At 67.4% G+C, this 26,611-nt stretch carries 22 protein-coding genes; 12 read left to right on the forward strand and 10 right to left on the reverse strand.

What is annotated here, in order from left to right; all coding sequences use genetic code 11:
• Positions 1-8 precede the first annotated feature (8 nt).
• The gene (gene rsxB / locus AC1DN0_RS01910; RefSeq protein WP_441629991.1) at positions 9-830 is read left to right on the forward strand and encodes an electron transport complex subunit RsxB; all 822 of its coding nucleotides are present in this window, start codon (positions 9-11) and stop codon (positions 828-830) included.
• A complete protein-coding gene (gene nth, locus AC1DN0_RS01915; protein ID WP_441629989.1) occupies positions 827-1,471 on the forward strand; it encodes an endonuclease III in 645 nt (214 codons plus the stop codon). Before rsxB ends, nth begins: the two co-directional genes overlap by 4 nt.
• 84 nt (positions 1,472-1,555) lie before the next feature.
• Here the strand turns inward: nth and AC1DN0_RS01920 are convergent, their stop codons facing one another.
• Together AC1DN0_RS01920 and AC1DN0_RS01925 are read right to left on the reverse strand one after the other, a co-directional pair.
• Positions 1,556-2,143 (reverse strand): malonic semialdehyde reductase, encoded by a 588-nt coding sequence (locus AC1DN0_RS01920; RefSeq protein WP_035868490.1) that lies wholly within the window; start codon positions 2,141-2,143, stop codon positions 1,556-1,558.
• A gap of 84 nt (positions 2,144-2,227) precedes the next feature.
• On the reverse strand, positions 2,228-3,172 hold the full coding sequence (locus AC1DN0_RS01925; protein WP_477111070.1) for a DMT family transporter: 945 nt from the start codon (positions 3,170-3,172) through the stop codon (positions 2,228-2,230).
• Positions 3,173-3,309: 137 nt separating this feature from the next.
• On the opposite strand from AC1DN0_RS01925, the gene AC1DN0_RS01930 reads away from it, so the two are divergent.
• Positions 3,310-3,741: a DUF1841 family protein gene (locus tag AC1DN0_RS01930; protein ID WP_441629985.1), complete on the forward strand. Its 432-nt coding sequence runs from the start codon at positions 3,310-3,312 to the stop codon at positions 3,739-3,741.
• 137 nt (positions 3,742-3,878) lie between these two features.
• The gene (locus AC1DN0_RS01935) at positions 3,879-5,192 is read left to right on the forward strand and encodes a phospholipase A (protein ID WP_477111071.1); all 1,314 of its coding nucleotides are present in this window, start codon (positions 3,879-3,881) and stop codon (positions 5,190-5,192) included.
• Between the two features lie 29 nt (positions 5,193-5,221).
• Here the strand turns inward: AC1DN0_RS01935 and AC1DN0_RS01940 are convergent, their stop codons facing one another.
• Together AC1DN0_RS01940 and grpE are read right to left on the reverse strand one after the other, a co-directional pair.
• The gene (locus AC1DN0_RS01940; protein ID WP_477111072.1) at positions 5,222-5,662 is read right to left on the reverse strand and encodes a thioredoxin family protein; all 441 of its coding nucleotides are present in this window, start codon (positions 5,660-5,662) and stop codon (positions 5,222-5,224) included.
• An 89-nt stretch (positions 5,663-5,751) separates the two neighbouring features.
• Positions 5,752-6,306, reverse strand: coding sequence for a nucleotide exchange factor GrpE (gene grpE / locus AC1DN0_RS01945; RefSeq protein ID WP_035868503.1), 555 nt, complete (start codon positions 6,304-6,306; stop codon positions 5,752-5,754).
• A gap of 275 nt (positions 6,307-6,581) precedes the next feature.
• Between grpE and AC1DN0_RS01950 the strand changes: the two genes are divergently transcribed.
• Positions 6,582-6,737, forward strand: coding sequence for a hypothetical protein (locus tag AC1DN0_RS01950; RefSeq protein WP_035868505.1), 156 nt, complete (start codon positions 6,582-6,584; stop codon positions 6,735-6,737).
• A 44-nt stretch (positions 6,738-6,781) separates the two neighbouring features.
• Here the strand turns inward: AC1DN0_RS01950 and AC1DN0_RS01955 are convergent, their stop codons facing one another.
• The 3 genes from AC1DN0_RS01955 to hrcA all read right to left on the reverse strand — a co-directional run bounded on the left by AC1DN0_RS01955 (position 6,782) and on the right by hrcA (position 9,476).
• Positions 6,782-7,177, reverse strand: a complete 396-nt coding sequence (locus AC1DN0_RS01955; RefSeq protein WP_441629979.1) for an RNA-binding S4 domain-containing protein — start codon at positions 7,175-7,177, stop codon at positions 6,782-6,784.
• Between the two features lie 33 nt (positions 7,178-7,210).
• On the reverse strand, positions 7,211-8,326 hold the full coding sequence (gene hemH, locus AC1DN0_RS01960; protein WP_477111073.1) for a ferrochelatase: 1,116 nt from the start codon (positions 8,324-8,326) through the stop codon (positions 7,211-7,213).
• Positions 8,327-8,438: 112 nt separating this feature from the next.
• On the reverse strand, positions 8,439-9,476 hold the full coding sequence (hrcA, locus tag AC1DN0_RS01965; protein ID WP_035868786.1) for a heat-inducible transcriptional repressor HrcA: 1,038 nt from the start codon (positions 9,474-9,476) through the stop codon (positions 8,439-8,441).
• A 114-nt stretch (positions 9,477-9,590) separates the two neighbouring features.
• Between hrcA and AC1DN0_RS01970 the strand changes: the two genes are divergently transcribed.
• From AC1DN0_RS01970 to AC1DN0_RS01985, 4 genes are all read left to right on the forward strand, one after another.
• Entirely contained in the window at positions 9,591-10,508 is a 918-nt protein-coding gene (locus tag AC1DN0_RS01970; protein WP_035868511.1) for an NAD kinase, read from the forward strand.
• Positions 10,509-10,589: 81 nt separating this feature from the next.
• Complete coding sequence (gene recN, locus AC1DN0_RS01975) at positions 10,590-12,314, forward strand: DNA repair protein RecN (RefSeq protein ID WP_441629974.1); 1,725 nt, start codon at positions 10,590-10,592, stop codon at positions 12,312-12,314.
• A gap of 46 nt (positions 12,315-12,360) precedes the next feature.
• On the forward strand, positions 12,361-12,795 hold the full coding sequence (locus AC1DN0_RS01980; protein WP_441629972.1) for a hypothetical protein: 435 nt from the start codon (positions 12,361-12,363) through the stop codon (positions 12,793-12,795).
• Positions 12,796-12,988: 193 nt separating this feature from the next.
• Positions 12,989-14,671: a S8 family peptidase gene (locus tag AC1DN0_RS01985; RefSeq protein ID WP_441629970.1), complete on the forward strand. Its 1,683-nt coding sequence runs from the start codon at positions 12,989-12,991 to the stop codon at positions 14,669-14,671.
• A gap of 44 nt (positions 14,672-14,715) precedes the next feature.
• Here AC1DN0_RS01985 and rrtA read toward each other — a convergent pair whose 3' ends face one another.
• Both rrtA and glnE read right to left on the reverse strand, forming a co-directional pair.
• Positions 14,716-15,342, reverse strand: a complete 627-nt coding sequence (gene rrtA / locus AC1DN0_RS01990; RefSeq protein WP_441629968.1) for a rhombosortase — start codon at positions 15,340-15,342, stop codon at positions 14,716-14,718.
• Positions 15,339-18,176, reverse strand: coding sequence for a bifunctional [glutamate--ammonia ligase]-adenylyl-L-tyrosine phosphorylase/[glutamate--ammonia-ligase] adenylyltransferase (glnE, locus tag AC1DN0_RS01995; RefSeq protein WP_477111099.1), 2,838 nt, complete (start codon positions 18,174-18,176; stop codon positions 15,339-15,341). Before glnE ends, rrtA begins: the two co-directional genes overlap by 4 nt.
• A 231-nt stretch (positions 18,177-18,407) precedes the next feature.
• On the opposite strand from glnE, the gene AC1DN0_RS02000 reads away from it, so the two are divergent.
• The 3 genes from AC1DN0_RS02000 to tldD all read left to right on the forward strand — a co-directional run bounded on the left by AC1DN0_RS02000 (position 18,408) and on the right by tldD (position 25,304).
• The gene (locus AC1DN0_RS02000; RefSeq protein ID WP_477145495.1) at positions 18,408-22,739 is read left to right on the forward strand and encodes a YhdP family protein; all 4,332 of its coding nucleotides are present in this window, start codon (positions 18,408-18,410) and stop codon (positions 22,737-22,739) included.
• Between the two features lie 152 nt (positions 22,740-22,891).
• Positions 22,892-23,740 (forward strand): carbon-nitrogen hydrolase family protein, encoded by an 849-nt coding sequence (locus AC1DN0_RS02005; protein WP_035868525.1) that lies wholly within the window; start codon positions 22,892-22,894, stop codon positions 23,738-23,740.
• Positions 23,741-23,843: 103 nt separating this feature from the next.
• Entirely contained in the window at positions 23,844-25,304 is a 1,461-nt protein-coding gene (tldD, locus tag AC1DN0_RS02010) for a metalloprotease TldD (RefSeq protein ID WP_276287790.1), read from the forward strand.
• A gap of 36 nt (positions 25,305-25,340) precedes the next feature.
• On the opposite strand, the gene AC1DN0_RS02015 is transcribed toward tldD, so the two are convergent.
• Positions 25,341-26,396, reverse strand: coding sequence for a class I SAM-dependent methyltransferase (locus tag AC1DN0_RS02015; protein ID WP_441629963.1), 1,056 nt, complete (start codon positions 26,394-26,396; stop codon positions 25,341-25,343).
• Positions 26,397-26,611 lie beyond the last annotated feature (215 nt).

Raw genomic sequence — 26,611 nt, forward strand, 5'->3', positions numbered from 1 at the left:
GAATATTCGTGACTGCCAACCGCCCGACCCTCGCCGATCGCCTCGAAGCCCTGCTGCCGCAGACCCAGTGCACCAAGTGCGGCTTCGATGGTTGCCGCCCCTATGCCGAAGCCATGGCAGCGGGCGACGCGGCCTGCAACCGTTGCCCGCCGGGCGGGGCCGAGGGCATCCGCCGCTTGTCGGCTCTGCTGGGCACCCCGGTGCTGCCGCTGGACCCTGAGCGCGGCATGGAACAGGCCCGCGCAGTGGCGGTGATCGACGAAGCGCTGTGCATTGGCTGCACGCTGTGCATCCAGGCCTGCCCGGTCGATGCCATCGTCGGTGCGCCCAAGCAGATGCATACGGTGCTGGAAGACTGGTGCACCGGTTGCGATCTCTGCGTGGCACCTTGCCCCGTTGACTGCATCGCCATGGTTCCCGTCACCGCCGAACGCACCGGGTGGGCCGCATGGTCGCAGGAACAAGCTGACGAAGCCCACGCGCGCTATATGGAGCGCCGCTCTCGGCTGGTGCGCGAGCGCGAGGAGAACGATGCGCGCCTCGCGGCCAAGGCAGCCGCCAAGCTGGAAGCGCTGCAGGCCGAGACCGCGCAGAGCGAGGAGGAACGGGCGGCGCAGGCGCGCAAGCAGGCCATCATCCAGGCCGCCATCGAACGTGCGCGCCTGAAGCAGCAAGCCGTCAAGCCGCGTAATACTGAAAACGTCTCCCCTGCCGTGCAGGCGCAGATCGATGCAGCCGAAGCCCGCCGGGCCAAAGCGGGTCTGGGCGAGCCAGGACAGGCCGATCCTGGCGCCACGTCCGGCGCCAACCCAGCCACCAAGGACCAATGAACGCAGCCAAGTGCCGCGCCTTGTTCGAGACACTGCGCGAAGTCAACCCGACCCCCACCACCGAGCTGGAGTACAGCTCGCCGTTCGAGCTGCTGATCGCGGTGCTGCTGTCCGCGCAGGCCACCGACGTAGGCGTGAACAAGGCAACGCGCAAGCTGTACCCGGTGGCGCACAGCCCGCAGCAGATGCTGGACCTGGGCGAGGAAGGGCTGATCGAATACATCAAGACCATCGGCCTGTACAAGACCAAGGCCAAGCATGTCATCGCCACCTGCCGCATCCTGGTGGAGCAGCACGACGGCCAGGTGCCGCGCGACCGCGCCGCGCTAGAAGCCCTGCCGGGCGTGGGCCGCAAGACCGCCAACGTAGTGCTCAACACCGCCTTCGGCGAGGCCACCATCGCGGTCGACACGCATATTTTCCGCGTTGCCAACCGCACCGGGCTGGCGCCCGGCAAGAACGTGCAGGTGGTCGAGCAGAAGCTGCTCAAAGTCGTCCCGCAAGAATTCCTGCACGATGCGCACCACTGGCTGATCCTGCATGGCCGCTATGTGTGCAAGGCACGCAAACCCGAATGCTGGCACTGCGCGATCGAGCCGCTCTGCGAATACCGCGAGAAGACCGAGGCGCCGCGCATTTAAGTGCGAGCGCGCCGGGCAGGCAAGAAAAGACCCGCACGAAGCGGGTCTTTTCTTGAACCGTGGGCGCCGCGAAGGCGCGGCCGGTCAAACGATGCGGCAGGCTTCGTCGAACGACAGGCGCGGGCTGCGCGGGAACAGCTTGTCGGCCTCGCCATAACCCAGGTTCACCAGGAAATTGACCGACCACTTGCCATCGGGGAAGAAGGCCGCATTGAGCTTCGCGGCATCGAAGCCGGCCATCGGACCGCAATCCAGGCCAAGGGCACGCGCGGCCAGGATGAAATAGCCGCCTTGCAGCGAGCTGTTCATCAGCGCGTCACGGGCAATCTTCTCCGGCTGGCCGGCATACCACGAGCGGGCATCGGCGTGCGGGAACAGCTTGGGCAACTGGTCATGGAAGTCGTTATCGAAAGCAACGATCGCGGTAACCGGCGCCGAGCGCGTTTTCTCGACGTTGCCGGCGGAAACGCATTCGACCAGGCGCGCCTTCTCGGCGGCACTCTTGACGAAGACGATGCGTGCCGGCGAACCGTTTGCCGCGGTCGGGCCAAACTTCATCGCGTCATAGATCTGATGGAGCGCGGCATCGTCCACCTTGCGGTCTTGCCACACATTGTGGGTGCGGGCTTCGGTGAACAGCTGGGCGATAGCGGCCTGATCGATCGATTTCATGCGTTCGGTTCCTGAACAAGAAGTGAGAGCCGGATTGTATCGAAATCGCCGCACTCCTCCCCCCAGGCGATTTGAGCAAAGGGTTCAATTCTGTTGCACAACCTGGCCGCCGGCACCCTTGCGCGTCAGCCACAACACACCCGCCAGGATCAGCCCGCCGCCCAGCGCCTGCGTCAGCCCGACGTGCTCCCCCAGCAGAAGTGCGGCCAGCACCACTGTCACCACGGGTTCCAGCGTGGACAGCATCGAAGCCCGTGCCGCACCGAGCCGCTGCAGGCCAGCGAAAAAGGCCAGGATGGCCAGGACGGTCGACAACAATGCGATCGCCAGCAACGCCAGCCAGCCCGCGAAGCTCTGTGGGAACTGAGGCGGCACGCCCGCCCCGGTACGCACCAGGCCCACCACGACATAAACCACGGCCGCGGCGCTGCACACCACGGTAGTGGTCGCCAGCGGGTTGACGCCCGCCGTAATGCGCGCGCCCACGATGATGTAGACCGAGTAGATCGCGGCCGAGGCCAGGCCCAGCGCAATGCCGAGCGCCGAGCCCTGGCCGCCGCCCACGGTCAGCCCCGCCCCGACCGAGCACAACACAAGCGCGATCACGGACGCCATGCTCAGGCGCTCCTTGAGGAAAACGGCGGCGAGGATGGTGACAAAGAGCGGATACAGGTAAAGCAGCAAGGCCACCAGGCTGGCCTGGGCATGGTTGAGCGCGGTAAAGAAGCAGAACGACTGCCCGACATAGCCAATGCCGCCCATGGCGGCCAGCGCGAGTACCTTGCGCCAGCCCGGCATGCCAACCCCGCGCAGGCGCATCGCCAGCGCCAGCGCGCCGGCCGCCAGCACGAAGCGCACCGCAAGCAAGCCGTAGACGTCAGTGCCGGCCTCGTAGGCGAATCGCGCGAAGATCGCCATGGCACCAAAGGCGCTGGCCGACAGGGCGATCAGCAGCACGCCGGCGAATTGCTCGCGGGCGTTGCGGACGGGCTGGTGGCCAGCGGTGGCGGAAGATCGGGAAACAGACATGGCGGTGCGCGGTCGAGGACACGCCCGGCGACACCGGGCAACGCCGCATTCTAGTAGCTGGCGGTCCGATTCGGGCAGCGCTCTGGCGGCCGAACTGCGCTGCAGCGATGGGAGAGCTCGTTTACAATACCGGCATCATGTTCAATCCCTCCCGCGAAGAAGTCCGCCGTTTTTTCTGCGAAGCATGGCAAAAGCAGCGCGCAGGCAATGTCCTGACGCCGCTCGAAGTCATTGCAGTCGACTGGATCGGCGAGCACCCCGAGTATCACAGCCTGCTCACCGACACGGAAGGCGCGCTGACCCAGGATTACACGCCTGAAGCCGGCCAGACGAACCCCTTCCTGCACCTGGCCATGCACCTGTCCATCTCCGAGCAGGTTTCCATCGACCAGCCTCCTGGCATCCGCCGGGCCTATGAGTCCCTGACCCAGCGCCTGGATTCGCCCCACGAGGCGCAGCACCAGGTGATGGAGTGCCTGGGCGAAATGCTCTGGCAGGCGCAACGCACAGGCATGCCGCCCGACGGCGAGCAATACATCGCATCGATCCAGCGCCGCGCCAGCCGCTGAGGCGCGGGATCGCACACACGTGGGCTGCGTACAAATGATCACAAAGTTGTGATGCGGAGCATGATAGGCTTTACCGCGTCGCAATATCACGCAGCGCATGCATCACCTCCTCCGGTAAATGCGGCGCACAGATCTCAATGCCACCTAGTACGTCCAAGCCGGAGGCGGGTGCCGGCGCGCCCATCCGGCGCCTCCCCGGCGCGAGGCCCGCTCTCCTGCTGGCTATCTCCATCGCGGCCGGTTGGCCTTTGTCCAGCCACGCCGCCATCGCCTTGCTGCAACCGCCAAAGGTGGTCGATGGCACCAAGCCACTGACCCTGACCTTGCTGCTGAGCGCCAATAGCGCCAACCGCAGTTTCCTCGTGTCCGAAACCCTTGAGGTCATGGCTTCGGCGGACCTGCAGGCACCTGTGCGGCTTGGCATGCGGCGCGTCACCGCCGGCCCGTCGACCATCAAACTGCGCAAGGGAGAGTACCGCACCATCGAATATGGCGCGGAACTGCCACCCAACTTGCGCGGCCTGGTGCGGCTGGATCCGGTTGACATCGATGCCGCCCCGGTTCTCGTCACGCTCAATCGCGCACCGCGCGCAGATGATCCGCCCGTGGCCCAGGTCGCGAATACACCGCCAGCGGGAACCGCACCGGAGGCAAGCGCCAGTGGCGCTAGCCCCGTGGTCCCGGTAGTTCCGGTGGCTTCTGCCAGCCAGGCAGCGCCGGTCCAGCCGGACCTCCGCGACCAGGGACGGCTCACCTTCAATGACCCGATGTATTTCATCCTGGGTGCGCACGACGGCGCCAATGCGAAGTTCCAGTTCAGCTTCAAGTTCCGCATCTACCAGGGCGAGAACCCGGCTTCGCGCGGCCTGCTCGAAAACCTGTACTTCGGCTACACGCAGTTTTCGCTGTGGGATCTGTCAGGCGATTCGCGCCCCTTCCGCGACACTAACTATCGGCCGAGCCTGTTCTATTACCTCTCGGACACTGGCGTGCACAACCGCGCCATCAGCCGGCTCTCGCTGGCAACGGGCGTGGAGCACGAGTCGAATGGCCGTGATGGCGACCAGTCGCGCAGCATCAATACCGTGTTCGTCAAACCCACTTTCTACCTGGGCGACCTGACCAACTGGCACTGGAGCATCTCGCCCAAGCTGTATTACTACGTCGAGAAGAACGACAACCCGGACATCGCCAGCTACCGTGGCTACATGGATCTGAAGCTGGCCTACGGCAAGCCCGACTCATGGGAATTTGCCGCCACCCTGCGCAAGGGCACGCAGAAGTACTACGGCAGCGTCGACGCGGCGGTGACTTACCCGCTGGCACGCCTGATCCCGGGCACGGCGGGATATCTGATGGCCGGCTACTTTGTCGGCTACGGCGAGAGCTTGCTGGACTACAATCGCAAGCTGCCGTGGCAATTCCGGCTAGGGTACGCACTGTCGCGCTGAGCCGCCGTCCGCAACGGCCCGGGTCGCGTTCAGCCCGCCAGCGGCTTGCCGCTGGCCTTCAGGCGGGCGTTGGCTACGGCCGCTGCAAACTGGCCTTGCCCGTGCCATCCGGTGGCCCGGCCCAGCTTCTTGCCTTTGTGAAAGAACATGAACACGGGAATGCCATGCAGGCCGAAGCGCTTGCCCAACTCGGGATGCGCATAGACGTTGGCGTGCAGCCAGTGCAGTTCGAGGGCATGCACCGGCTCGGGATTCGCCAGCATGCCTTTCTTCGCCATCTCGCAGTTAAAGCAGTCCACGCCCCAGAAAAACACACAAACGAGCGCGTCGCCGGCAGCGGCAATGGCCGCATCAATGTCTTCACTCGCTACTTCGCGCATGCCAAATGCATCGAAGGCGCGGTGATCCAGGTGCGCCGCCGCGCCGGCAGCGGCGCCGGGTGCGGCGGTATTGTCTGGCTTGATGGACATAAGCTTCTCCTGCAATGAAAAACGCCCGGGCCAGCGGCACCGGGCGTTGCTTGTGCCGGCCAAATGGGCGGACAGCCGAGGCGTTGCGCTTACTTGGGCGCCGCCACCGTTACCAGTGCCGGACGCAGTACGCGGTCTGCGATCATGTAGCCACGCTGCAGTACCGTGACCACGGTGTTGGGTTCCTGCGGCGCGGGCACCATGGAAATGGCCTGGTGGCGGTGCGGGTCGAATTTCTCGCCGACCGGGTTCAGTTCGACGATCTTGCCCTTCTCGAAGGCGCTAAGGAGCTGGCGCGCTGTCAATTCGACCCCTTCGCGCAGCTTGGCGATATCGCCTGAGCCATCGGCCAGCGCGGCCTGCAGGCTGTCCATCACGGGCAGCAGGTAATCGGCGAAGCTTTCGATGGCGAATTTATGCGCCTTGGTGACATCGTCCTGGGCGCGGCGGCGGATGTTCTCGCCCTCGGCAGTTGCCCGCAGGAACATGTCGTAGTGCTCCTTGGCCTTGGCTTCAAGCGCGGCCAACTGGGCCGCCACGTCGCCAGCGGCGTTCTCGGCCTGGCCGGCCGGGGCGGTGTTCAGCTCCTCGCTGGCGGGCGTGAGCGGCGGCGTGGTGGGTGGCGTCTGCTTCTGTTCTTCCATGTCGATCCGTATCAATACAAGGACGCGGCCTGCCTGGTCGCAGGCCGCCGGGTGGTCAATCGGCAAATGTAGCCTGCAGTTGGTGGCAAGCGTCTGTTTTTCAAGGGCGCACCGGGACGGTGCGGTGAAACACAAGGTTACAAAGAGAGGCGTGTGGAAATAGGGGCCATATTGCTTTGCAGCAGCGCACCCCCTAAGATGAAAACGTATAAAAATGACAAAAATAACGGGGTCGAAGATGCATCACACGTCGGGCCACTCTCGAAAGGTTAGCCATGCATAAGCTACCTGTTCTGACGGTCTTCCTACTCGCCGCATTATCGGTGATGACAGCCTTTATCTGCCTTTCCGGCGCGTTCACGCCGCGAGACACCGAGTACGGCAGCGGCAAGGCGGTTTTCAAGCACTACATCATCCCCTACGTTCGCTGACCCAGCCAGGTGAGTCCGGGCGACCGCCCACGCGGCTGCCCTCCTCACCCCATGACGCCATCGATCTGGCGCCGGTCGCGCTTGGTCGGCCGGCCCTGCAAGCGCGACGCCGGTTCATCGTTGAGCCGCCTGTTCTCCGCGTCTTGGCGCCGGCGCGCCTCGCTGGCCTCGGTTTCCGCATAGAGTGTCTGGGCGACGGTTGCCGGACCGCGGGCTCCCGCAACGCCCTTTACCACCACTTCCCAGCGTTGCTGGTGCGCCTCCAGTACGACCGTGTCGCCCGGCTTGACCTCGCGCGAATTCTTGCAGGCCTGGCCATTGACCTGGACCTTGCCCCGCTCCACCGCCTCGGCTGCCAGCGAGCGCGTCTTGAAGAATCGCGCGCACCACAGCCATTTGTCGATGCGCAGGCGGGCATCGGCCTCAAAAGATACGTTCATACCTTCACCTCCAAGCCGTAACTCCCGCGCCGCTCATGCCGCCGCACCGCGGGTCTGGGCTTGCGTGCGCCGGGCTTCCAGTTCATGCGGATGGGGCATCCGCAGCGGCCAGCCTTGCAGGTGCTGCAATCCGATCTCCGCGAGCCCGGCGATCCAGCTTTCCGCATCGTTGAGGCAAGGAATGTAGTGGAATACCTTGCCGCCAGCCACCTGGAACTCGGACCGCCCTTCCATGGCGATCTCTTCCAGCGTTTCGAGGCAGTCCGCCGGGAAGCCGGGACAAAACACGTCGACCCGGCCGGTACCGACCTTGCCTAGCTCTTGCAGGGTAGGCGCGGTATAGGGCTGCAGCCACTCCGCCTTGCCGAAGCGCGACTGGAACGTGACCTGGTACTGCCCCGGCTGCAAACCCAGCGCCTCGCCCAGCAGGCGCCCGGTCTTCAGGCATTCGCAGTGGTAGGGATCGCCCAGTTCCAGCGTCCTGCGCGGCACCCCGTGAAACGACAGGATCAGCTTGTCGCCACGCGCGAAATCCGGTGTGCCGTGTTGCGCCCAGTATGCCCCGACCTGCTGGTGCAAAGCCGCAATGTACGCCGGATGGTCGTGAAAATGCTTGACCAGCCGCAGCTCCGGCTGGTTTCGCCACGCCTTGAGCACACGAAATGCCTCGTCGAAGGCGGTCGCGGTGGTAGTGCCTGAATATTGCGGGTACAGGGGCAGCAGCAGGATGCGCTCGGTCCCCTGGCGCCGCAGCGCCTCCAGCACCGAGCCGATCGAGGGGTTGCCATAACGCATGGCGCACGCCACGGTAACTTCGTGGCCATGCTGGTTGAGCAACAACTGCAAGGCGTGGGCCTGGCGCTCGGTGTGCACCAGCAGCGGCGACCCCGTCATATGGGCTTCGCGCAGCCAGATAGATTCGTACTTCATCGCCGACGCACGCGAGCGCAGCGGCAGGATGAGGCCATACAGGATCGGCAGCCATGCGGCGCGGGGAATCTCCACGACGCGCGGATCCGACAGGAACTGCTTGAGGTAGCTGCCGACCGCTTTAGGCGTCGGCGCATCGGGTGTGCCGAGGTTGATCAGCAGGATCGCCGTACGCGGCGCCTGGCCATGCTGATAGGCCGGCTCGGGAGTAAACGTCATGTAATTTCCGGTGTGGCGGAGCGGCGCGGGCACAGGGCGCGCGGCCGCCAGGTCTCGCCGAGCTTACAGGATGAACGGAACAGGCAGTCTGTGAGACCGGGCCAGGACGACACTAGTTCTGGCTGAGCGCGCTGGACAACAGGCGCGCGGTGATGTCGACGATCGGGATCACCCGCTCGTAGGCCATGCGGGTCGGCCCGATCACCCCGAGCGTGCCGACGATCTGGCCGTCGACTTCGTAGGGCGCGGTAATGACCGCCATGTCTTCCAGCGGCACCAGCTTGCTCTCGCCGCCGATGAAGATCTGCACGCCCTGGGCGTGGCTGGAGACATCGAGCAGCTTGAGCAGGCCGGTCTTGTGCTCGAACACGTCGAACAGCTTGCGCAGTTTTTCCATGCTGGAGGAAAGATCCTCCACTTCGAGCAACTTGCGCTCGCCCGAGATAAAGACGTGATCGTCCTCTTCCTCGGCCATGGCGTTGCTGCCCGCCTCCACCGCGGCCTGCATCAGTTGCGACATATCCATGCGCAGCGCCTGCAGTTCGCCGCGCAGGTGGTCACGCACATTGTCGAAGCTCATGCCGGCAAAGTGCGAGTTGATGAAATTGGCCGCCTCGACCAGTTGCGACGGGGAATACGGCAGTTCGGTCTGGATGATGCGGTTCTGCACATCGCCCTCCGGCGTGACGATGATCAGCAGGATGCGCTTGTCCGAGAGCCGCATGAATTCCACCTGGCGGAACGCCTGGGCGCGGCGCGGGGTCATCACCACGCCGGCGAACTGAGACAGGTTGGACAAGGTATGAGCCGCCGAGGTGATCATCCGCTGCGGCCCAAGCTGCTGGCCGCGCAACTGGCCCTGGATCTTGCCGGTCAGTTCAGCCAGGTTGAGCGCGCCATCCAGCGGCTGGGCGGTCAGCATGGTGTCGACGAACAAGCGATAACCCCGCGGCGTCGGAATGCGCCCCGCCGAGGTATGCGGGCTGGCAATAAACCCCATTTCCTCCAGATCCGACATCACATTGCGGATGGTGGCAGGGGACAGATCGAGCCCGGAGTACTTCGACAAGGTCCGTGAGCCCACGGGTTGTCCCTCGGCGATATAGCGCTCGATCAGGGTTTTGAGAAGCGTTTTTGCACGTTCATCCATGATGTTCCCGATTTTACGCAAGTTTACCCCGTTCGGGCGGCTCATCCGTGTTCCGGCCCGGCCGCAGGTGCCCATCTGCTGACAATGGTCGCGGCGGTATGGTCTAATCCCGGCATGTCTTCGCTCCCCACGCCCGGCGCCGCGCGCGCGCCCTTTCGCACCGTCGCCCTGATCGGCAGGTACGCCACCGCCGGCATCGAGGGCCCGCTGGAGGATCTGGCCGCCTGCATCCTCAGGAACGGCCAGGATGTGGTGTTCGAGCGCGAAACCGCGATGGCTACCGGGCTGACCGACTATCCGGCGCTGGCGCCGGACGAGATCGGCAAGCATGCGGATGTGGCGGTGGTGCTCGGCGGCGACGGTACCTTGCTGGGCCTGGCGCGCCAGCTGGCCGGCTACCCGGTGCCGCTGATCGGCGTGAACCACGGGCGCCTCGGCTTCATGACCGACATCCCGTTGCAAGACGTGCATTCGGTGCTGCCCGACATGCTTGCGGGCCGCTACGAGTCGGAGACCCGCATGCTGCTGGAGTCGCAGGTGGTACGCGACGACGGCGTGATCTTTTCCGCGCTGGCCTTCAATGACGTCGTGGTCAACCGTTCCGGCATCTCCGGCATGGTCGAACTGGCCGTCTCCGTGGACGGCCACTTCATGTACAACCAGCGTTCGGACGGCCTGATCGTCTCGACGCCGACCGGCTCGACCGCCTATGCGCTGTCGGCGGGCGGCCCGATCCTGCACCCCACCCTGTCGGGGCTGGTGCTGGTGCCGATTGCCCCGCATGCGCTGTCCAACCGCCCGATCGTCCTGCCGCATGACGCCGAAGTCTCGATCGAGGTGGCCACGGCGCGCGACGCGAGCGTCAACTTCGACATGCAGTCACTGACCTCGCTGCTGCCGGGCGACCGCATTGTGGTTCGCCGGTCGGCCAAGACCGTCAACCTGCTGCATCCGATCGGCTACAACTATTACGCCACGCTGCGCAAGAAGCTGCACTGGCACGAGTACCCGAGCGAAGACAACCGGCTCTGAGCCGCGCCGATCCTGACCGATCCGGCCCAGATCCGCCGCCCCCAAACCGAATCCGCCCCTGACCCCGACCCGTCGCCCACGATGCTGCGCAGCCTGTCCATCCGCGATTTCGTCATCGTCGATACGCTCGACCTCGACTTCTCCCCGGGCTTCACCGTCTTCACCGGCGAGACCGGTGCCGGCAAGTCGATCCTGATCGATGCGCTGGCCCTGGTGCTGGGTGAGCGCGCCGACGCCGGCGTGGTCCGCGAAGGCGCCGCCCGGACCAGCATCAGCGCCACCTTCGCCACCCCCGCCGGGCTCGATGACTGGTTGGCCGAACACGACCTCACCGGCGACGATGGCACCGTGCTGCTGCGCCGGACCGTCGACGCCGGCGGGCGCAGCAAGGCCTTTATCAATGGCGCCGCCGCCACGCTGGGCCAGTTGCGCGACATCGGCGACCGCCTGGTCGATATCCACGGCCAGCATGCCCACCAGTTGCTGCTGCGCCCGGACGCCCAGCGCCTGCTGCTGGACGCCCATGCCGGCCTTACCGCCCAGGCGGGCGCCGTAGCCGAGGCCTGGCGCTCGTGGCGTGCCTGCGTGCGCCAGCGCGAAACCATCGAGCACCGCTCGCGCGAGATGCAGCTTGAGCGCGAACGGCTCGAATGGCAGGTCGGCGAACTCGAGAAGCTGGCGCCGCAACCTGGCGAGTGGGAAGACATCCAGGCCGAATACAACCGGCTGTCGCACGCCGCGGGGCTGATCGAGGGCAGCCGCGCCGCGCTGGAAGCGCTGTCCGAGGCCGATGGCTCGGTACTGTCGGCACTCAACAGCGTGGTACAGCGCCTGCGCCAGCTGGCGGGCGTCGATCCCGGCCTGGGCGACGTGCTGGCGGCGCTGGACCCGGCCCTGGTGCAGGTCGAGGAGGCCGCTCACTCGCTCAACCGCTATGTCGACCGGCTCGATCTCGACCCCGAACGCCTTCAACTGGTGGAAGCGCGCATGCAGGCTCTGCACACCACCGCGCGCAAGTACCGGCTGCCGCCTGAGCAACTGCCCGACGAACTGATGGCCCGCCGCCAGCAGCTCGACGACCTCCAGTCCGCCCAGGACCTGAACAAGGCGATGGCGCGCGAGGCCGCGGCCCGAGCCGCTTACCTGACCATCGCCCAGCACCTAGGCGCCGCCCGCAAGGTGGCGGCCGAAAGCCTGTCGGCCGCCGTCACGGACGCCATGCAAGGCCTGTCCATGGCGGGCGGCAGTTTCGCGGTGGCGCTGCACCCGCTCGACGAAGGGCAAAGCCACGGCCTGGAACAAGTCGAATTCCTGGTGGCCGGCCATGCCGGCGTCAGCGCGCGTCCCCTCGCCAAGGTGGCCTCGGGCGGCGAACTTGCCCGTATCAGCCTGGCGATCTCCGTCATTACCAGCGAGGCCGCGCCTACCCCGACCCTGATCTTCGACGAGGTCGATACAGGCATCGGCGGCGCGGTGGCCGAAGTGGTAGGCCGCCGGCTGCAGGAGCTTGGCCGCGCCCGCCAGGTGCTGTGCGTGACCCACCTGCCGCAAGTCGCCGCCCAGGCCGGCGCCCACCTGCTGGTCAGCAAGGAGACCAGCCAGCCCGAAGGCAAGGGCTCGGTCACCCGCTCGCGCATCCGCGCCCTCGACCCGGCCGGCCGCGTGGTCGAGACCGCCCGCATGCTGGGCGGCACCACCGTGACCGCCACCACCGTGCAGCACGCCGAGGAAATGCTCGCGCAAGGCATGCGCGGCGCCGCCGGCACGGCCCGGGAAACGCGCCGTTCGCGCCGGAGCGCAAGCTGATCGCCCGCGTCCCGCACCGGCCCAGTAACCATCCAGGAGCTTTCCCATGTCAACCGGCAAACTGCCGCACTCCCGCTCAATGGCTCGCCCGCTGCGGATCACCGCCGCCTGCGGCCTGCTGGCACTGCTCGCACTCACCGCTTGCCAGGCGCAGCAGCGCCCCTATGCGCCGGCCGGCAGTATCAGCGCCGACCGCGCCGTGGGCGACATCATGGTGCGCTTCAGCGCGCCGCCGGTGACCGGCTCCGAAGAGGCCGGCCGCCTGCTGGAGTCGATTTCCGGGCCGATCCGTTTCGTCGTCAAGCGGCCGATGTCGGGCGGCGTCTGGCTGGTCACTGCCATTTCGCAATCCGGTGATGCTACGATGGAACAGGCCGTGGCCACGCTGCGAGCCGCTCCCCGCATCGAGCTGGCCGAACCGGACCGGGTGCTCAAGCCGAATCGCACCATGCCCATGGGACGCGACATGCCGCCGGGCTGAAGCCGGCGTGCCCGCACTGCGGGCATGGCGGGACGGGCAGGCTCTGTAGTCGGTTTCCCTGACTTGAACGTTGTAGGTTGAATGCTGTAACCGTGGTTCCCGGCGCGATCGCGCTCTTGCAGATTCCGGGGCGCTCCGCACGGAAAGCCCCACCGCGGTCAGTCCGACGCGGGCCTAACGGGAGATGGCAGACATGCAGCAACAGCTTCAGTACCGGTCATGCTGCACAAGACGCATAGCGCGCCACGGCGCCCTGCTGCTGGCGCTGGGCGCCGCCCTCTGGCTGGGGGCACCGGCAGCCGCCAGCGCGGGGCCCGACCCCGCCGCGCGCCCGGCGCCGCGCTATAGCGGCAACTTCATCGTACGCTGGCGCGACGGCAGCAGCGCTGCCGCCAGCGGCCAGCCCGACCGCATGCTGAGCGTTCACCAGAACACCGGCGTGGCGCTCGCGGTCAAGCGCCAGATGGGCGGCAGCCTGCAATTGCTGAGCGTCTCCGGCAGCGATGCCGCCGACCCCGAGGCCACCGCCGCCCGGCTGCGCCAGGATCCCCGCATCGCGGAGGTGGTGCCGGACCGCTGGCTGCACCTGCATGACACGGCACCCAACGATCCCGAATTCGCGCTCAACCAGCCCTACCTCGGCACGCCCGCGCAAGTGGTGGGCGGCGTCAACCTGCCGCCGGCATGGGACCGCACCCGCGGCAGCAGCAGCCTCGTGATCGCGGTGCTCGATACCGGCTACCTGCCGCATCCGGACCTGGCCGCGCGCATCGTGCCTGGCTATGACTTCATTACCGACACCAGCATCGCCAATGACGGCGACGGGCGCGACACCGATGCTACCGATGCTGGCGACGGCGTGCCGAGCGGATTCACCTGTCCCGGCACATCGGCGCCAACCACCACTGCCACCAACAATAGCTGGCACGGCACCCGCGTGGCGGGGACGCTGGGAGCGCTGACCAACAACGGGGTGAATATCGCCGGCGTGGACTGGAACGCACGCATCCAGCCGGTGCGCGTATCCGGCCGCTGCGGCGCGTTGCTGTCCGACACCGTGGATGGCATGCGGTGGGCCGGCGGCCTCGCCGTGCCCAATGCTCCGGCCAACCCCACCCCCGCGCGCGTGATCAACGTGAGCCTGGGCGGCGGCACCTGCTCCAGCATCGAGCAGCAGGCCGTGAACGACCTCGCTGCCAACGGCGTGATCGTGGTTGCCGCCACCGGCAACAGCGCCAGTGCGGTCGAGGCGCCTGCCGACTGCAGTGGCGTGGTGGCCGTCACGGCCCACGCCAACGACGGCGAGAACGCCGGCTATGCCAATGTGGGACCGCAAGTCTCGCTGAGCGCGCCCGGCGGTGGCTGCGGCAATTCCAAGGTCGTGCAGGGCAGCAACGGCAGTACGTGTTCGGTGGCGAATTCCTTCATCCGCACCCTCTCCAATGACGGCACCACGTCGCTTGGCAATTACACGGTCACCAGTTCCCAGGGCACGAGCTTTGCCACGCCGCTGGTGTCGGGCGTGGCTGCGCTGATGCTCGCGGCCAATCCGGCGCTGACACCCGCCCAGCTGCTTGCCACCCTGAAGAGTTCCGCGCGCCCCCACCCTGCAGGCACGTTTTGCACGACCACCACGGGTACCGGCAAATGTGGTGCAGGCCTGCTCGATGCCAACGCCGCCGTCATCGCCGCAACGCAGGTGGCCCAGCCGCCTCCACCCAGCCCGCCCAGTACGCCCAGTACGCCTGGCACATCCTCCGGCGGCGGTGGCGGTGGCGGCGGTGCGCTGTCGTGGCCGCTCGCGCTGGGCCTGTGCGTACTTGGCTTGCTGCTGAGCTGGTCCGGACGGCGCCGGCTACCGGCGAAACCGCGCTAAGCGAATGACGCTGTGCCGAGGCCGGGTATCCTGCCTCGGCATGCCTATGCGGCTGACTGGCCGCGACGGCGTTGCCACCACTCCTGCGCTAGCCAAAGCGCCAGGCCGGCCACCGTGCCGGCCGCGTGCGAGATACGCACCACCCCGAAGCCCCACTGCGCGTCGAATACCACCGGCGCGAGCCACGACTGCTCTAGCCAGGTCTTGACCAGCACGCCCAGGCAAAGCACCACCCCAAGCACGCGCGACACGCCGCTGCCAACCAGCAGGCGCAGACCACCCCAAAGGGCCAACCCGTGCAGCGCGCCCGACAATCCGCCATACCAGCCTACCGAGGGAACCCGGCACAGCGCCATTTGCACCGCTATGCCGCAGGCAACCAGCACCGCCAGCATCGCGCCGGCGCGCGCCTCGCGCCCGACCAGCAGCATCAGGCCCACGGCAGCCAGCAGATCGGCCAGCCAGTGCTGCCAGCCGAGGTGGACCCACATCGCCGTAAACAGGCGCCACCACTGGCCGGCCGCGCCGTGGCCCATGACCGCGTCGCGCAGATAGAGTCCCTGCGCATGCAGCCACGGTACAAAGGTAAAGGCGGCGCTCAGGACGGCAGTCGCCGCCAGCGCGGCCAGCAAAGCCGGCCAGCGCGCGGCGCCGGCCACGGGTGGATTCATTTTCCGGGCTCCGCCGGCTCGCCGAACACCGCCTGCCAGAGCGCGCGGACTTGCGCCGCCTGCGGCGCCACGGCGGCCGGCGCAACACGCGCGTGAACCTGGCCATCCAGGCGCAACTGGTGCTGGCGCGCGCGGAATACGCGATACGCGTCGCCCACTTCGCGCGCCAGCGTGGCATCGATCAGGCCAAGCTCGCCGGCGGTGCGCAGCAGCGCAATATTGCCGGCATTGCGCGTCAGCGCGGGATGGTCGTGGCTGTGCAATAGCACGAGGTATTGCACCGTGAACTCAATGTCGACCATCCCGCCACGGTCGTGCTTGAGGTCGAACAGACCGCTTGGGTTGGGATGTCCCTCGGACACCTTGTGGCGCATGGCGGTGATCTCGCCGCGCAGCGTGGCGGCATCGCGCGGCTGGCGCAGGATCTCGTCGCGCAGGCTTTCGAAGTGCGCGCCGATCACCGGGTCTCCCGCGCAAAAACGTGCGCGCGTGAGGGCCTGGTGCTCCCACACCCAGGCCGTGTTGTCGCCCTCGCGCTGCTGGTAGCGGCGGAAGCCCTCGAAACTGGTCACCAGCAGCCCCGCCTCGCCATTGGGGCGCAAGCGCGTGTCGACGTCGAACAGCGTGCCGGCAGCGGTATGGCTGGTCAGCCAGGTGATCAGCCGGCGCGCGTAGGCGGCATAGACGTCGGGCGCGCGTTCGTGTTCGTCTTCGTAGAGGAAGATGATGTCGAGGTCCGAGGCATAGCCCAGTTCCTTGCCGCCCAGCTTGCCGTAGGCGATCACGGCAAAGCGCGGCTGCTCGGCATGCCGCGTGGCAAGCTGGCGCCAGACGGCCCGCAAGGTCACGTCGAGCATGGCATCGGCCAGGTCCGACAGACGGTCGGCGATCTGCTCCACCGTCAGCATGCCTTGCAGGTCTTGCAGCAGGATGCGGAAGGTCTCGGCATGATGCTCGCGGCGCAGGATGTCCATCTGCGCTTCGATCTGTCCGTCGGCCGCATCGAGGCGCGCGGCCAGGCGGCTGCGGAATCCGTTCCAGTCGGGCGCGCCGGCCAGCGCATCGCTGTCGAGCAGCTCGTCGAGCAGCTGCGGATGACGCGTGAGATAGGCTGCCGCCCAGCTCGATGCGTGCAGCGTGTCGGCCACGCGCGCCATCGCCTGCGGGTATTCCGACAGCAGCGACAGGTAAGACGCGCGGCGGCTGATGGCATCGAGAAAGTCGACAAAGCGCGCGATGGTGCGGTCGGCGTCGTCCTGGCGCGAAGCCAGGTCGAGCGCGCGGTTGACCAGCAGGTCGAAGCGCACCCGGCTCTGCTCCGACAACGCCCGGTAGCGCAGCGAAGCGCCAATGGCGCGCAAGCGGTCGAGCAACGCGTTGCAATCCTGAAAGCCGGCACCCGCCAGGCGCTCGCATGGCGGTTCGTCCTGCTCTTCCTGTATCAACGCCGGCCACAGCGCCTCGCAAGGCGCGTGGGCTTCATCGGGATCGGAGAAGGTGGCTTCGAACTGCTGCGCCACCGGATCCTGTAGCGACGAAAGCCGTTCCAGCAAAGCCGGCCAGTCGGCGCAGCCCATCATGCGTGCCACGGCCAGTTGCTCATCCGCGGCGGTGGGCAGGTGGTGGGTCTGGGCATCGTCGCGATACTGCAGGCGGTGCTCGAGCTGGCGCAGGAAGCGGTAGGCATCGGCCAGTTGCTCGGCCTGGCCGGCAGGCAGCAAGCCATGTTCCACCGCCACCGCCAGGACTTCCAGGGTGGGCCGGATGCGCAGCGCCGGGTCCTGCCCGCCGCGGATCAGCTGGAAGACCTGGGCCATGAACTCGATCTCGCGGATACCGCCGCGGCCCAGCTTGATATTGAAGGCACGCTGGTTCACGCGCTGCCCGCCGCCGGGCGCCGCCAGTCCGCCGCTGCGCTTGGCGGCCTCGGCGCGGATCTGCGCGTGCAGCGAGCGGATCGCGGCAATCACGCCGTAATCGAGGTAGCGGCGAAACACGAAGGGCGTGGTGAGGCTAGACAGCTGCGCCGCGGTGCGCTGCGCATGCGGCGTGTCCAGCGCCGACACCACCCGGCCCTTGATCCACGCGTAACGCTCCCATTCGCGCCCCTGCACCATCAGGTACTGCTCCAGCATGCCGAGGCTGCACGCCAGTGGCCCGGCGTCGCCGTTGGGGCGCAGGCGCATGTCGACGCGGAACACGTAGCCATCGGCAGTCACGTCGGCCAGCAGGTTGATCAGGCGGCGTCCCAGGCGGATGAAGTACTCGTGGTTGGACAGGCTGCGCTGGCCGCCGCGCGTATCGCCGTCTTCGTCGTACAGGAAGATCAGGTCGATGTCGGACGACACATTGAGTTCGCGGCCGCCGAGCTTGCCCATGCCGACCACCACCAGTTCCTGGACCTCGCCGCTGCTTTCCCCGACAGGCCGGCCGTAGGTCGGCGCCAGGTCCGCTTCCAGCATGGCCAGGCCATACTGGACGCCCAGTTCGGCCAGGTCCGTCATCGCGCCAGTGACCTCGCCCAGAGGCGCCAGGCCGCGCAGGTCGCGCTCGATCACCACGCACATCACTTCGGCGCGCAAGCGGCGCAACGCGCGCTTGATGGCCTCCTCGACATCGGCCGACGGCTCATGCAGGGCCTTCAGCCGCGCCTCCATCCAGGCCCGCGTCAGCGGCTGCTCGCGCGCGCGCGCAACGATTCCGGCAAGCTCCGGGCGGGCTTGCACCATACGGCGGGTGTAATGCGAATAGGCGGGCGAGTACAATGCCATGCCGGCGCAATCGACCGGCACGAGTTCCGTGGCGGCCACTGTCGCGTACAGGCCCGTGGCCATGTCGGCCACCGCTTGCCTGGCAGCGCTGGAAGTGTTGCCGGAAGCATGTTCGCCGGCAGCGCCGGCCTCGGTAGCGGCGGGATTGGGCGCAGCCGTGGAACTCGTCGGATCAGTGGAAGTCATTCCTGTTACTTGGAAGCGCGTGAGCCGGCACTGTGCCGGCCCGCGCGTTATGCACGGCCGGTCAGGCACCGAATTGGAGAGCGCCTAGTATTGTCGGATAATCTGCGCATGTCCAGCCGCGCCACCCCACCCGCCGAGCCCGGCCCCACCACCGGCGGCACGCCGGCGCTCGACGGGGCCGCCGGTGCAGGCTCTACTCCTTTGCAACTTTCCAGGCGGAGCCCGCTGGCATTGGCGCGCGCGCTCGGCCGTGTCCTGCTCGCAGCCTTGCGCCATCCCATGTGGCGCGGCCTTGGCCGCGTCTTGATACGACTGGCCCTGTCGCTGCTGGTGGTCGCCATGCTGGCCGGCCTGCTGATCCGCTTCGTGCTTTGGCCCGAGGCCTCGGCGGCCCGCACCTGGCTGGAACAGCGCGGCTCGGTGGCGCTGGCGGCCCATTTGAGCATCGGCCAGCTGGACACGTACTGGGACGGCTGGCACCCTGCCTTCCATGCCCGCGACGTCAAGGCGGTCGATGGCGAACAGCGTGTGCTGCTGGCGGCCGGCACGCTCGACGGCAAGTTGTCATGGCGATCGCTGTTAAGCATGGACGTGCTGTTCCAGCGAATCTCCGCCAGCCATACCGACCTGCTGGTACGGCGTTCCGCCGACGGCAAACTCCAGGTAGCCGGGCTGGCCGTGGACACTACCGGCGCCCAGCCGCAAGACAACCGGCTGTTCGACTGGCTGCTGTCCCAGGGCAAGGTCGAACTCACCGACGGCAAGCTCCGCTGGCTCGACGAAAAGAACCACCTGCCCCAACTCGACGTCGGCAATATCCAGCTCAGCGTGCAGCGCCTGGGTTCGCGCCACCTCTTCAAACTGGAAGCGCAGTCGGCGACGCTCGCGCCCCGCCCCCTCGTGGTGCAGGCGGATTTTCGCCATGACTACCTGCATCGCACCGGCGACTGGCGCAATTGGCACGGGCAGGCCAGCTGGGACCTCGGCCGGCTTGAGCTGCCGGTACTGCAACGCTACACGGCGATCTTCGAGCGGGTCGCGCGCGGCACCTTCAGCACCGACGGCACGATCGAATTCCGCGGCGGCCAAGTCACCCGCAGCCAGGCGAGGCTGCGCGCCAATGGCGTGGACCTGAAACTGGCCGGCGCGCCCGAACCACTCAAGCTGGCCAGCGCCCAGGCCTTCGTCCTGCACCGCGCCGGCCGCGACCGCGACAACATCCTCACCATCGACACCCTGCTGTGGCAGCCCGAACCCGCCGAGGGTCCGGCCGTGCCGCAGGCACGGCAAGACCAGCCTGCCTCGGCGGCGTCGGCCGCCGCAGCCGAGGCAAGCGCCGCCGCCAGCGTGGCGAGCGGAGAAAGCGCCTGGCGCGAAGGCATGCGCAAGGTGGTGGTGGGCTGGGCCACCGACAACAAAGGCCAGTTGCGCAAGTTCACGCTGAAGGCGCCCACGTTCGACCTGAACACCGTGCGCGCGCTGGCCACCTCTCTGCCGCTCGACACCGCCTTGTCGCGCCAGCTGCGCGCGCTCCAGCCCTCCGGCCATATCGACAACCTGGATGTGAACTGGACCCGCGATCGCCAGGGCATACTCAGCCGCCGCGACGGCCAGCGCCACTTCAACGTGCAGGGCACGCTGCGCAACGTCTCGGTGCTGAGCCAGCCCGCAAACCCGCCGGCGGGTGCCAGCGGCAAGCCCCACCTGGGCGTGCCAGGATTTGCGCGGCTCTCCGGCAGCTTCAGTTTCGACGAGAGGCAGGGAAGCGCCCGCTTCGAAGGCAGCAATGCCGCCCTGGTGTTCCCCGGCATGTTCGACGAGCCACGCCTGCCCTTCGACCAGATCAGCGGCGAAGTGCGCTGGACCAACGACAACGGCAAGCTGGCGGTGCGCACCGACGGCGTGCAGTTTGCCAACGCGGATACCGCAGGCAGCGTGCGTGGTACCTGGCATGCCGGCGGCGACGGGCACGGCGGCATTGCCGATCTCACTGGCGAACTGGTGCGCGCCCAGGTCAACCGGGTGCCGCGCTACCTGCCCACAGGCATCCCCGCCGCGACACGCCAGTACCTGGCCGGCGCCCTGGTGACAGGCGAAGCCAGCGACGTCCAGTTCCTGCTCAAGGGCGACCTGGAACACTTCCCCTTCCACAGCCCGCACGAAGGCGCCGGCGACTTCCGGGTCGAGGTGCCGATCCAGCATGTCAGCTACCAGATCGCGCCCCACCTGAGCGCGGCGCCGGGCAGCGCCGCCAGCGCCAGCAACGGCGGCAAGGCGTGGCCGAACTTCACCGACATCAGCGGGCGCTTGCTGTTCGAACGCGGCGGACTGTCCTTCGTGGCGCAGCGTGCCGGCGTGCAAGGCGTTGCCGGCGTCACGCTGCAGGATGTCAATGGCCGCATCGCCGACCTGGCGGATCACGGCCGCCTGGTGCTGGACGGCAGCGCCAGCGGAGCGATGACGGGCTTCCTGCGCTTCGTGGCCGCCAGCCCGGTACGCGACTGGACCGGCCAGGTGACCAGCGACATGCGCGCCCAGGGCAATGGCGAGCTGCGCCTCAAGCTGGATCTTCCCCTCACCGCGGCGCAGGACGCCAAGGTCGATGGCCAGTTCCGGCTACCGGGCAACGATGTGGTGCTCACCCCGCAATTGCCCGTGCTGGCGGGCACCACCGGCGTCGTCGCCTTCAACGAGCACGGCTTCCAGCTCAACGATCTGCGCGCCCGTTTCCTCGGCGGCGAGATTCGCGCCAGCGGCGGCAGCCAGGCGGACGGCACGGTACGCGTCAATGCCGGCGGCAATGCCAGCGCCCAGGGCATGCGCGAGGCGCTCACCGGCTCGCCGATGGCCGGCCTGGCGCAGAAACTGGAAGGCAGTACCGCCTATAGCGCGGTGATCGGAGTGCGCGAGCATCAGCCGCAGATCACGGTCACTTCGGAATTGACCGGCCTGGCGGTGGGCATGCCTGCCCCGCTGGCCAAGAGCGCCAGCCAGGCCCTGCCCTTGCGCYTTGAGCTCCGGCCCGCCGCGGCCCGCGCCGGCAGCGAGGAGATGCTCGTGCAGTACGGCAACGTGCTCAATGCGCGCTATCTGCTGCGCCGCAACGCCGATGGCATGGAAGTGCAATCCGGCGGCATCGGCGTCGAACAGCCGGCGCCGCAACCGGCCAGCGGCGTCGTGGCGGCGCTGACCGCCGGCCGCTTCGACCTCGACGCCTGGCATGGCCTGCTCACGGATAGCGGCAAGGCCGGCGCCGGCGCCGGCGCGGTTACCGTGCCCTCCGCGTTCATGCCGGAGAAGTTCTCCGCGCGGGTGCGCGCGCTGCAGGCCTATGGCCGGCAACTCGACGATGTCGTGCTGGAGGCCAGCCGCGAGAGCGCCGGCTGGACCGTTCAGATCGATTCTCGCCAGATCGCGGGCAACCTGCGCTGGCGTAGCGATGCAGCCACGCCGGCAGGGGCGCTGACGCTGCGTCTTTCGCGCCTGAATATCCCCGACACCACCGATGCGGGCAACGTTGCCGATACGCTGGCCGACAATACGAGCGAGTTGCCAGCGATTGACCTGGTGGCCGATCGCTTCGAACTGCACGGCCGCGATTTCGGCAAGCTGGAGGTCAAGGCGCACTCCGGCGATAGCGGCGGCGAGCCGGCATGGACGCTGGAGCGCCTTGTCATCGAACAACCCGGCGCCACCTTCACCGGCAGCGGCAGCTGGCGCATGCCGCGCCGGCTGCGCGAAGGGGCCGATGCGGAGCGCCGCACGCGGCTCGATTTCAAGCTCGATGTCCGCAACGGCGGCCAGGTGCTTGAACGCATGGGCCTGCCGCACATCCTGGCCGACAGCCACGGCACCTTCGAGGGCCGGGTGGCGTGGCGCGGCTCGCCGATGTCAATCGACTACCCCACCTTGTCGGGCCAGATGAAGCTCAAGCTGGAGAATGGCCAGATCCTCAGCGTAGATCCGGGCGCGGCCAAGCTGCTGGGCGTGCTCAGCCTGCAGGGCCTGATGCGGCTGGCCACCTTCGACTTCCGCGGCGTGGCGGGCCAGGGCATGGTGTTCGACGAGATCACGGGCACCGGTACTATCGAGAGCGGCGTGGCCAGCACCAAGGACTTCGCGCTCAAGGGCGCGCAACTGCGGGCCTCGATGGCGGGCAGCGCGAATATCCCGCGCGAGACGCAGGACCTCGATGTGACGGTGGTGCCGCGTATCAACGCCACGTCCGCCTCGGTGGCAGCAGCCTTTATCAATCCGGCGCTGGGCATCGGCACGCTGGCTGCCCAGTTGATGTTCGCCGATGAATTCTCCAAGGCCTTTAGCCGCCGGTACCGCATCAGCGGCGGCTGGGCGAACCCGCAGATTACCAAAGTGGGGGAGAATAGGGCCGACACGCCCCCTGTGCAGGGCCCGTCGAATCGCGTCTACCCGGCACCATGACCGACCCGTTTGCATGAACGGCCAAGGCCCGGGTCCAAAGCGATCGCCCATGCCCGGCAAGTCCGGCTGCGCCGGCGCCAGGATCTGGCCGAGCCGCACGGATGGGGCGGATTCGCTCCCCTGCAGCCGCCGCCAGCCAAGGAAACCGCTTCATGACCGCAACCGCCTCCGCCCAAGCCGCCAGCGCGGCACCATTTCGCGTCGCTGCGATCCAGACAGTCAGCGGTGTCTCGCCCGAGGCCAACCTGGCCCGCGCCGAAGCGCTGATCGCGCAAGCGGCGCAGGGCGGCGCCGAACTGGTGCTGCTGCCGGAGTACTTCTGCATGATGGGACTGCGCGAAAGCGACAAGGTCGCCATCCGCGAGCGCGACGGTGACGGTCCGATCCAGGCCTTCCTGGCCGGCGCCGCTCGCCGCCACCGCATCTGGCTGGTAGGCGGTACCTTGCCCTTGTGGTGCGAGGACGAGGCACGCGTCTACAACACCTCGCTCGCCTACGACCCGCGCGGCGAACGCGTGGCGCGCTACGACAAGATTCACCTGTTCGGCTTTACGCGGGGCACCGAAAGCTACGACGAATCTCGTACCATCCTGGCCGGCAATACCCCGGCCAGCTTCGAGGCGCCCTGTGGCCGCGTCGCCATGTCGGTCTGCTACGACCTGCGCTTCCCGGAACTCTATCGCCAGCTCGCCGCCGCTGGCGGYGGCACCAGCTTGATTTTGATGCCGGCCGCCTTCACCTACACCACCGGCCAGGCGCACTGGGAAATCCTGCTGCGTGCCCGCGCCATTGAAAACCAGTGCTATGTGCTGGCCGCGGCACAGGGCGGGAAGCACGAGAACGGCCGCCGCACCTGGGGCCACTCCATGCTGATCGATCCCTGGGGCGAGGTGATGGCGGTGCTGCCGGAAGGCGAAGGCGTGGTGAGCGGACTGATCGATCCCGCGCGCCTGGACGAAGTGAGGCAGAACCTGCCTGCGCTGCGCCATCGGGTGCTGTAGGATGTACAACCAGACAAGGCCGGCTCCCCGGAGCCGCCAACATCCCCAGATTTCCACGCGGCGGCGCCTTGGCGCCGCCGCGGCACGACGATAAAGGACAACCATGAACGCCGGCGACCTCGGAATCCGCAACCTCGCCACCGCCCAGCAATTGCTGCTGGCTCCCTACGGCCTCGACGAAGTGAAGCTGCAGCGCGTGCTGGCGGACATCTTCACCCATAAGGTCGACTACGCCGACCTGTACTTCCAGTACACCCGCAACGAAGCGTGGAGCCTGGAAGAAGGCATCGTCAAATCGGGCAGCTTCAGCATCGACCAGGGCGTCGGCGTACGCGCCGTGTCCGGCGACAAGACGGCCTTCGCCTACTCCGACGACATCAGCCTCGACGCCCTGCTGAAGGCCGGGGCCGCGACCCGCACCATCGGCCGCGCCGGCAGCGGCCGCGTCAAGGTGGCGGGCAAGATGGCCTCCCAGGGCGGGCGCAACCTGTACTCGCCCAACGACCCGCTCGATTCGATGGAAGCCGCCGACAAGGTAGCGCTGCTCGAACGCGTGGAACGCATGGCGCGCGCCAAGGATCCGCGCGTGGTGCAGGTCATGGCGGGCCTGGCCGGAGAGTACGACGTGGTCCTGGTGGCGCGCAGCGACGGCGTCATCGCCGCCGACGTGCGGCCGCTGGTGCGGGTCTCCGTCACGGTGATCGCCGAGCAGAACGGGCGCCGCGAGATCGGCTCCTCCGGTGGTGGCGGCCGCTATGCCTACGGATATTTCAGCGACGAACTGCTGCAGAAGTATGTGGATGAAGCGGTGGCCTCGGCCCTGGTCAATCTCGAGGCACGCCCGACTCCCGCCGGCGCCATGACGGTCGTGCTCGGCCCGGGCTGGCCCGGCGTGCTGCTGCACGAAGCCATCGGCCACGGGCTGGAAGGCGACTTCAACCGCAAGGGCTCGTCGGCCTTCGCCGGCCGCATGGGCGAGCGGGTGGCGGCCAAGGGCGTGACCGTGGTGGACGACGGCACGCTGGCCAACCGCCGCGGCTCGCTCAACCTCGACGACGAGGGCAACCCCACCCAGTGCACCACGCTGATCGAGGACGGCATCCTCAAGGGCTATATGCAGGACACGCTCAACGCGCGCCTGATGAAGATGCCGGTGACTGGCAACGCGCGCCGCGAAAGCTACGCCGCGCTGCCGATGCCGCGCATGACCAACACCTATATGCTCAACGGCAACCGGGATCCGCAGGAGATCATCGCCAGCGTCAAGCGCGGCCTCTACGCGGTCAACTTCGGCGGTGGCCAGGTCGACATCACCAACGGCAAGTTTGTCTTCTCCGCCAGCGAGGCCTACCTGATCGAGGATGGCAAGATCACCGCGCCGGTCAAGGGCGCCACGCTGGTCGGCAACGGTCCGGAATCGCTCAAGGACGTCACCATGATCGGCAACGACATGCGCCTGGACTCGGGCGTGGGCGTATGCGGCAAGGAAGGCCAGAGCGTGCCGGTGGGCGTAGGCCAGCCGACACTGCGCATCGAAAACATGACGGTGGGCGGCACCGCCTGAGGCCAGGCTTGGCGCCGGGCGCGGCCGCTCTTCCCTTCAGGGCCGCGCCTCGTAGATCAGATTGAACGGCGTTTGCGCCGCCCGGCGGAAGCGCGAAAAGCCGCCCTGCTGCACCACCGAGCGCATGCGCGCCTCGCCCGACTGGGCGCCCAGGCACAGGCCCACCTCCTGCGAACGCGACGCCGGCGTGCAGATGAAGGTCGAGGCAGAGTAGTACACCCGCCCGACCGGATTCAGGTTCTCCTCCAGCCGGTCATTGGCGAAAGGCTCGACGATCATCCAGGTGCCGTCCGGGCGCAAGGTCTCGCGCACGTGGGCGGCCGCGCCAACCGGATCTCCCATATCGTGCAGGCAATCGAACACGGCCACGAGGTCGTAGTCCTTGCCGCCATACTCCTTGGCTTTTGCCACCTCGAAATGCACCCGATCACGCAGGCCGGCGCGCGCCGCCGCCTCGGTGGCGAAGCGGATCGATGGCTCGTGGTAGTCGAAGCCGTGGAATTCCGATGCGGGATAAGCCTGGGCCATGATGATGGTGGAGGCGCCATGCCCGCAGCCCACGTCGGCCACGCGCGCGCCCGCCTGCAGCCTGGCCTGCACCCCTTCGAGCGCCGGAATCCACTCCGAAGTCAGGTGCGCGGCATAGCCCGGCCGGAAGAAACGTTCCGTGCCGTGGAACAGCGACGGATCGTGCTCATGCCAGCCAAGTCCGCGCCCGTTGCGAAAGGCATCCACCATCTTGGGGATCGCCTTGAACTGTGCCACCGCGATCTGGAAGGCGCCCGGAATAAAGGCGGGACTGCCCTCCTGGGCCAGCGCGAATGCCTGCTCCTCCGTCAGGCTGAACATCTCGCTCGCCGCGTCATAGGCGACATAGCCACTGGCCGCCTGCGCGGACAGCCACTCACGCAGATAGCGTTCATCCGTGTGCGTCTTCTCGGCCAGCACCTGTACGGTCATCGGCTTCTCGGCCAGGGCCTTGTAAAGCCCCAGCGCATCGCCCAGCACGATGGTCGCGGCATGCATGACCGCCCCCAAATCCTGGACGAACTGATCCATGAAGGCCTTCAGCCTCCCTTCGTCGATCGGCATGGTGTTTTACTCCTCCCAAATGGCCCCGCCCGTGCCGGACAAGCCTGGCACGCCACGTTCGCCTGTCTTCCCCCGGGCAAACCTGTGCAGGGACCGCCACCGCGCCGCTGCGCGCGCCGGCTGCGCCTATACTGGCCTCATCCATGTTGGTTCACACACGGGAGCGCGCCAATACGCAGCATTGCGTACCGCCGCGCTGGCCCTTATCTGCCGCA

The sequence above is a fragment of the Cupriavidus sp. 05N39 genome, from assembly GCF_056397325.1.

Coding starts and splice junctions, on each gene's coding strand:
- nth (WP_441629989.1), top strand. CDS start 827: ATGAACGCAGCCAAGTGCCGCGCCTTGTTCGAGACACTGCGCGAAGTC.
- AC1DN0_RS01920 (WP_035868490.1), bottom strand. CDS start 2,143: ATGAAATCGATCGATCAGGCCGCTATCGCCCAGCTGTTCACCGAAGCC.
- AC1DN0_RS01925 (WP_477111070.1), bottom strand. CDS start 3,172: ATGTCTGTTTCCCGATCTTCCGCCACCGCTGGCCACCAGCCCGTCCGC.
- AC1DN0_RS01930 (WP_441629985.1), top strand. CDS start 3,310: ATGTTCAATCCCTCCCGCGAAGAAGTCCGCCGTTTTTTCTGCGAAGCA.
- AC1DN0_RS01935 (WP_477111071.1), top strand. CDS start 3,879: ATGCCACCTAGTACGTCCAAGCCGGAGGCGGGTGCCGGCGCGCCCATC.
- AC1DN0_RS01940 (WP_477111072.1), bottom strand. CDS start 5,662: ATGTCCATCAAGCCAGACAATACCGCCGCACCCGGCGCCGCTGCCGGC.
- grpE (WP_035868503.1), bottom strand. CDS start 6,306: ATGGAAGAACAGAAGCAGACGCCACCCACCACGCCGCCGCTCACGCCC.
- AC1DN0_RS01950 (WP_035868505.1), top strand. CDS start 6,582: ATGCATAAGCTACCTGTTCTGACGGTCTTCCTACTCGCCGCATTATCG.
- AC1DN0_RS01955 (WP_441629979.1), bottom strand. CDS start 7,177: ATGAACGTATCTTTTGAGGCCGATGCCCGCCTGCGCATCGACAAATGG.
- hemH (WP_477111073.1), bottom strand. CDS start 8,326: ATGACGTTTACTCCCGAGCCGGCCTATCAGCATGGCCAGGCGCCGCGT.
- hrcA (WP_035868786.1), bottom strand. CDS start 9,476: ATGGATGAACGTGCAAAAACGCTTCTCAAAACCCTGATCGAGCGCTAT.
- AC1DN0_RS01970 (WP_035868511.1), top strand. CDS start 9,591: ATGTCTTCGCTCCCCACGCCCGGCGCCGCGCGCGCGCCCTTTCGCACC.
- recN (WP_441629974.1), top strand. CDS start 10,590: ATGCTGCGCAGCCTGTCCATCCGCGATTTCGTCATCGTCGATACGCTC.
- AC1DN0_RS01980 (WP_441629972.1), top strand. CDS start 12,361: ATGTCAACCGGCAAACTGCCGCACTCCCGCTCAATGGCTCGCCCGCTG.
- AC1DN0_RS01985 (WP_441629970.1), top strand. CDS start 12,989: ATGCAGCAACAGCTTCAGTACCGGTCATGCTGCACAAGACGCATAGCG.
- rrtA (WP_441629968.1), bottom strand. CDS start 15,342: ATGAATCCACCCGTGGCCGGCGCCGCGCGCTGGCCGGCTTTGCTGGCC.
- glnE (WP_477111099.1), bottom strand. CDS start 18,176: ATGGCCACGGGCCTGTACGCGACAGTGGCCGCCACGGAACTCGTGCCG.
- tldD (WP_276287790.1), top strand. CDS start 23,844: ATGAACGCCGGCGACCTCGGAATCCGCAACCTCGCCACCGCCCAGCAA.
- AC1DN0_RS02015 (WP_441629963.1), bottom strand. CDS start 26,396: ATGCCGATCGACGAAGGGAGGCTGAAGGCCTTCATGGATCAGTTCGTC.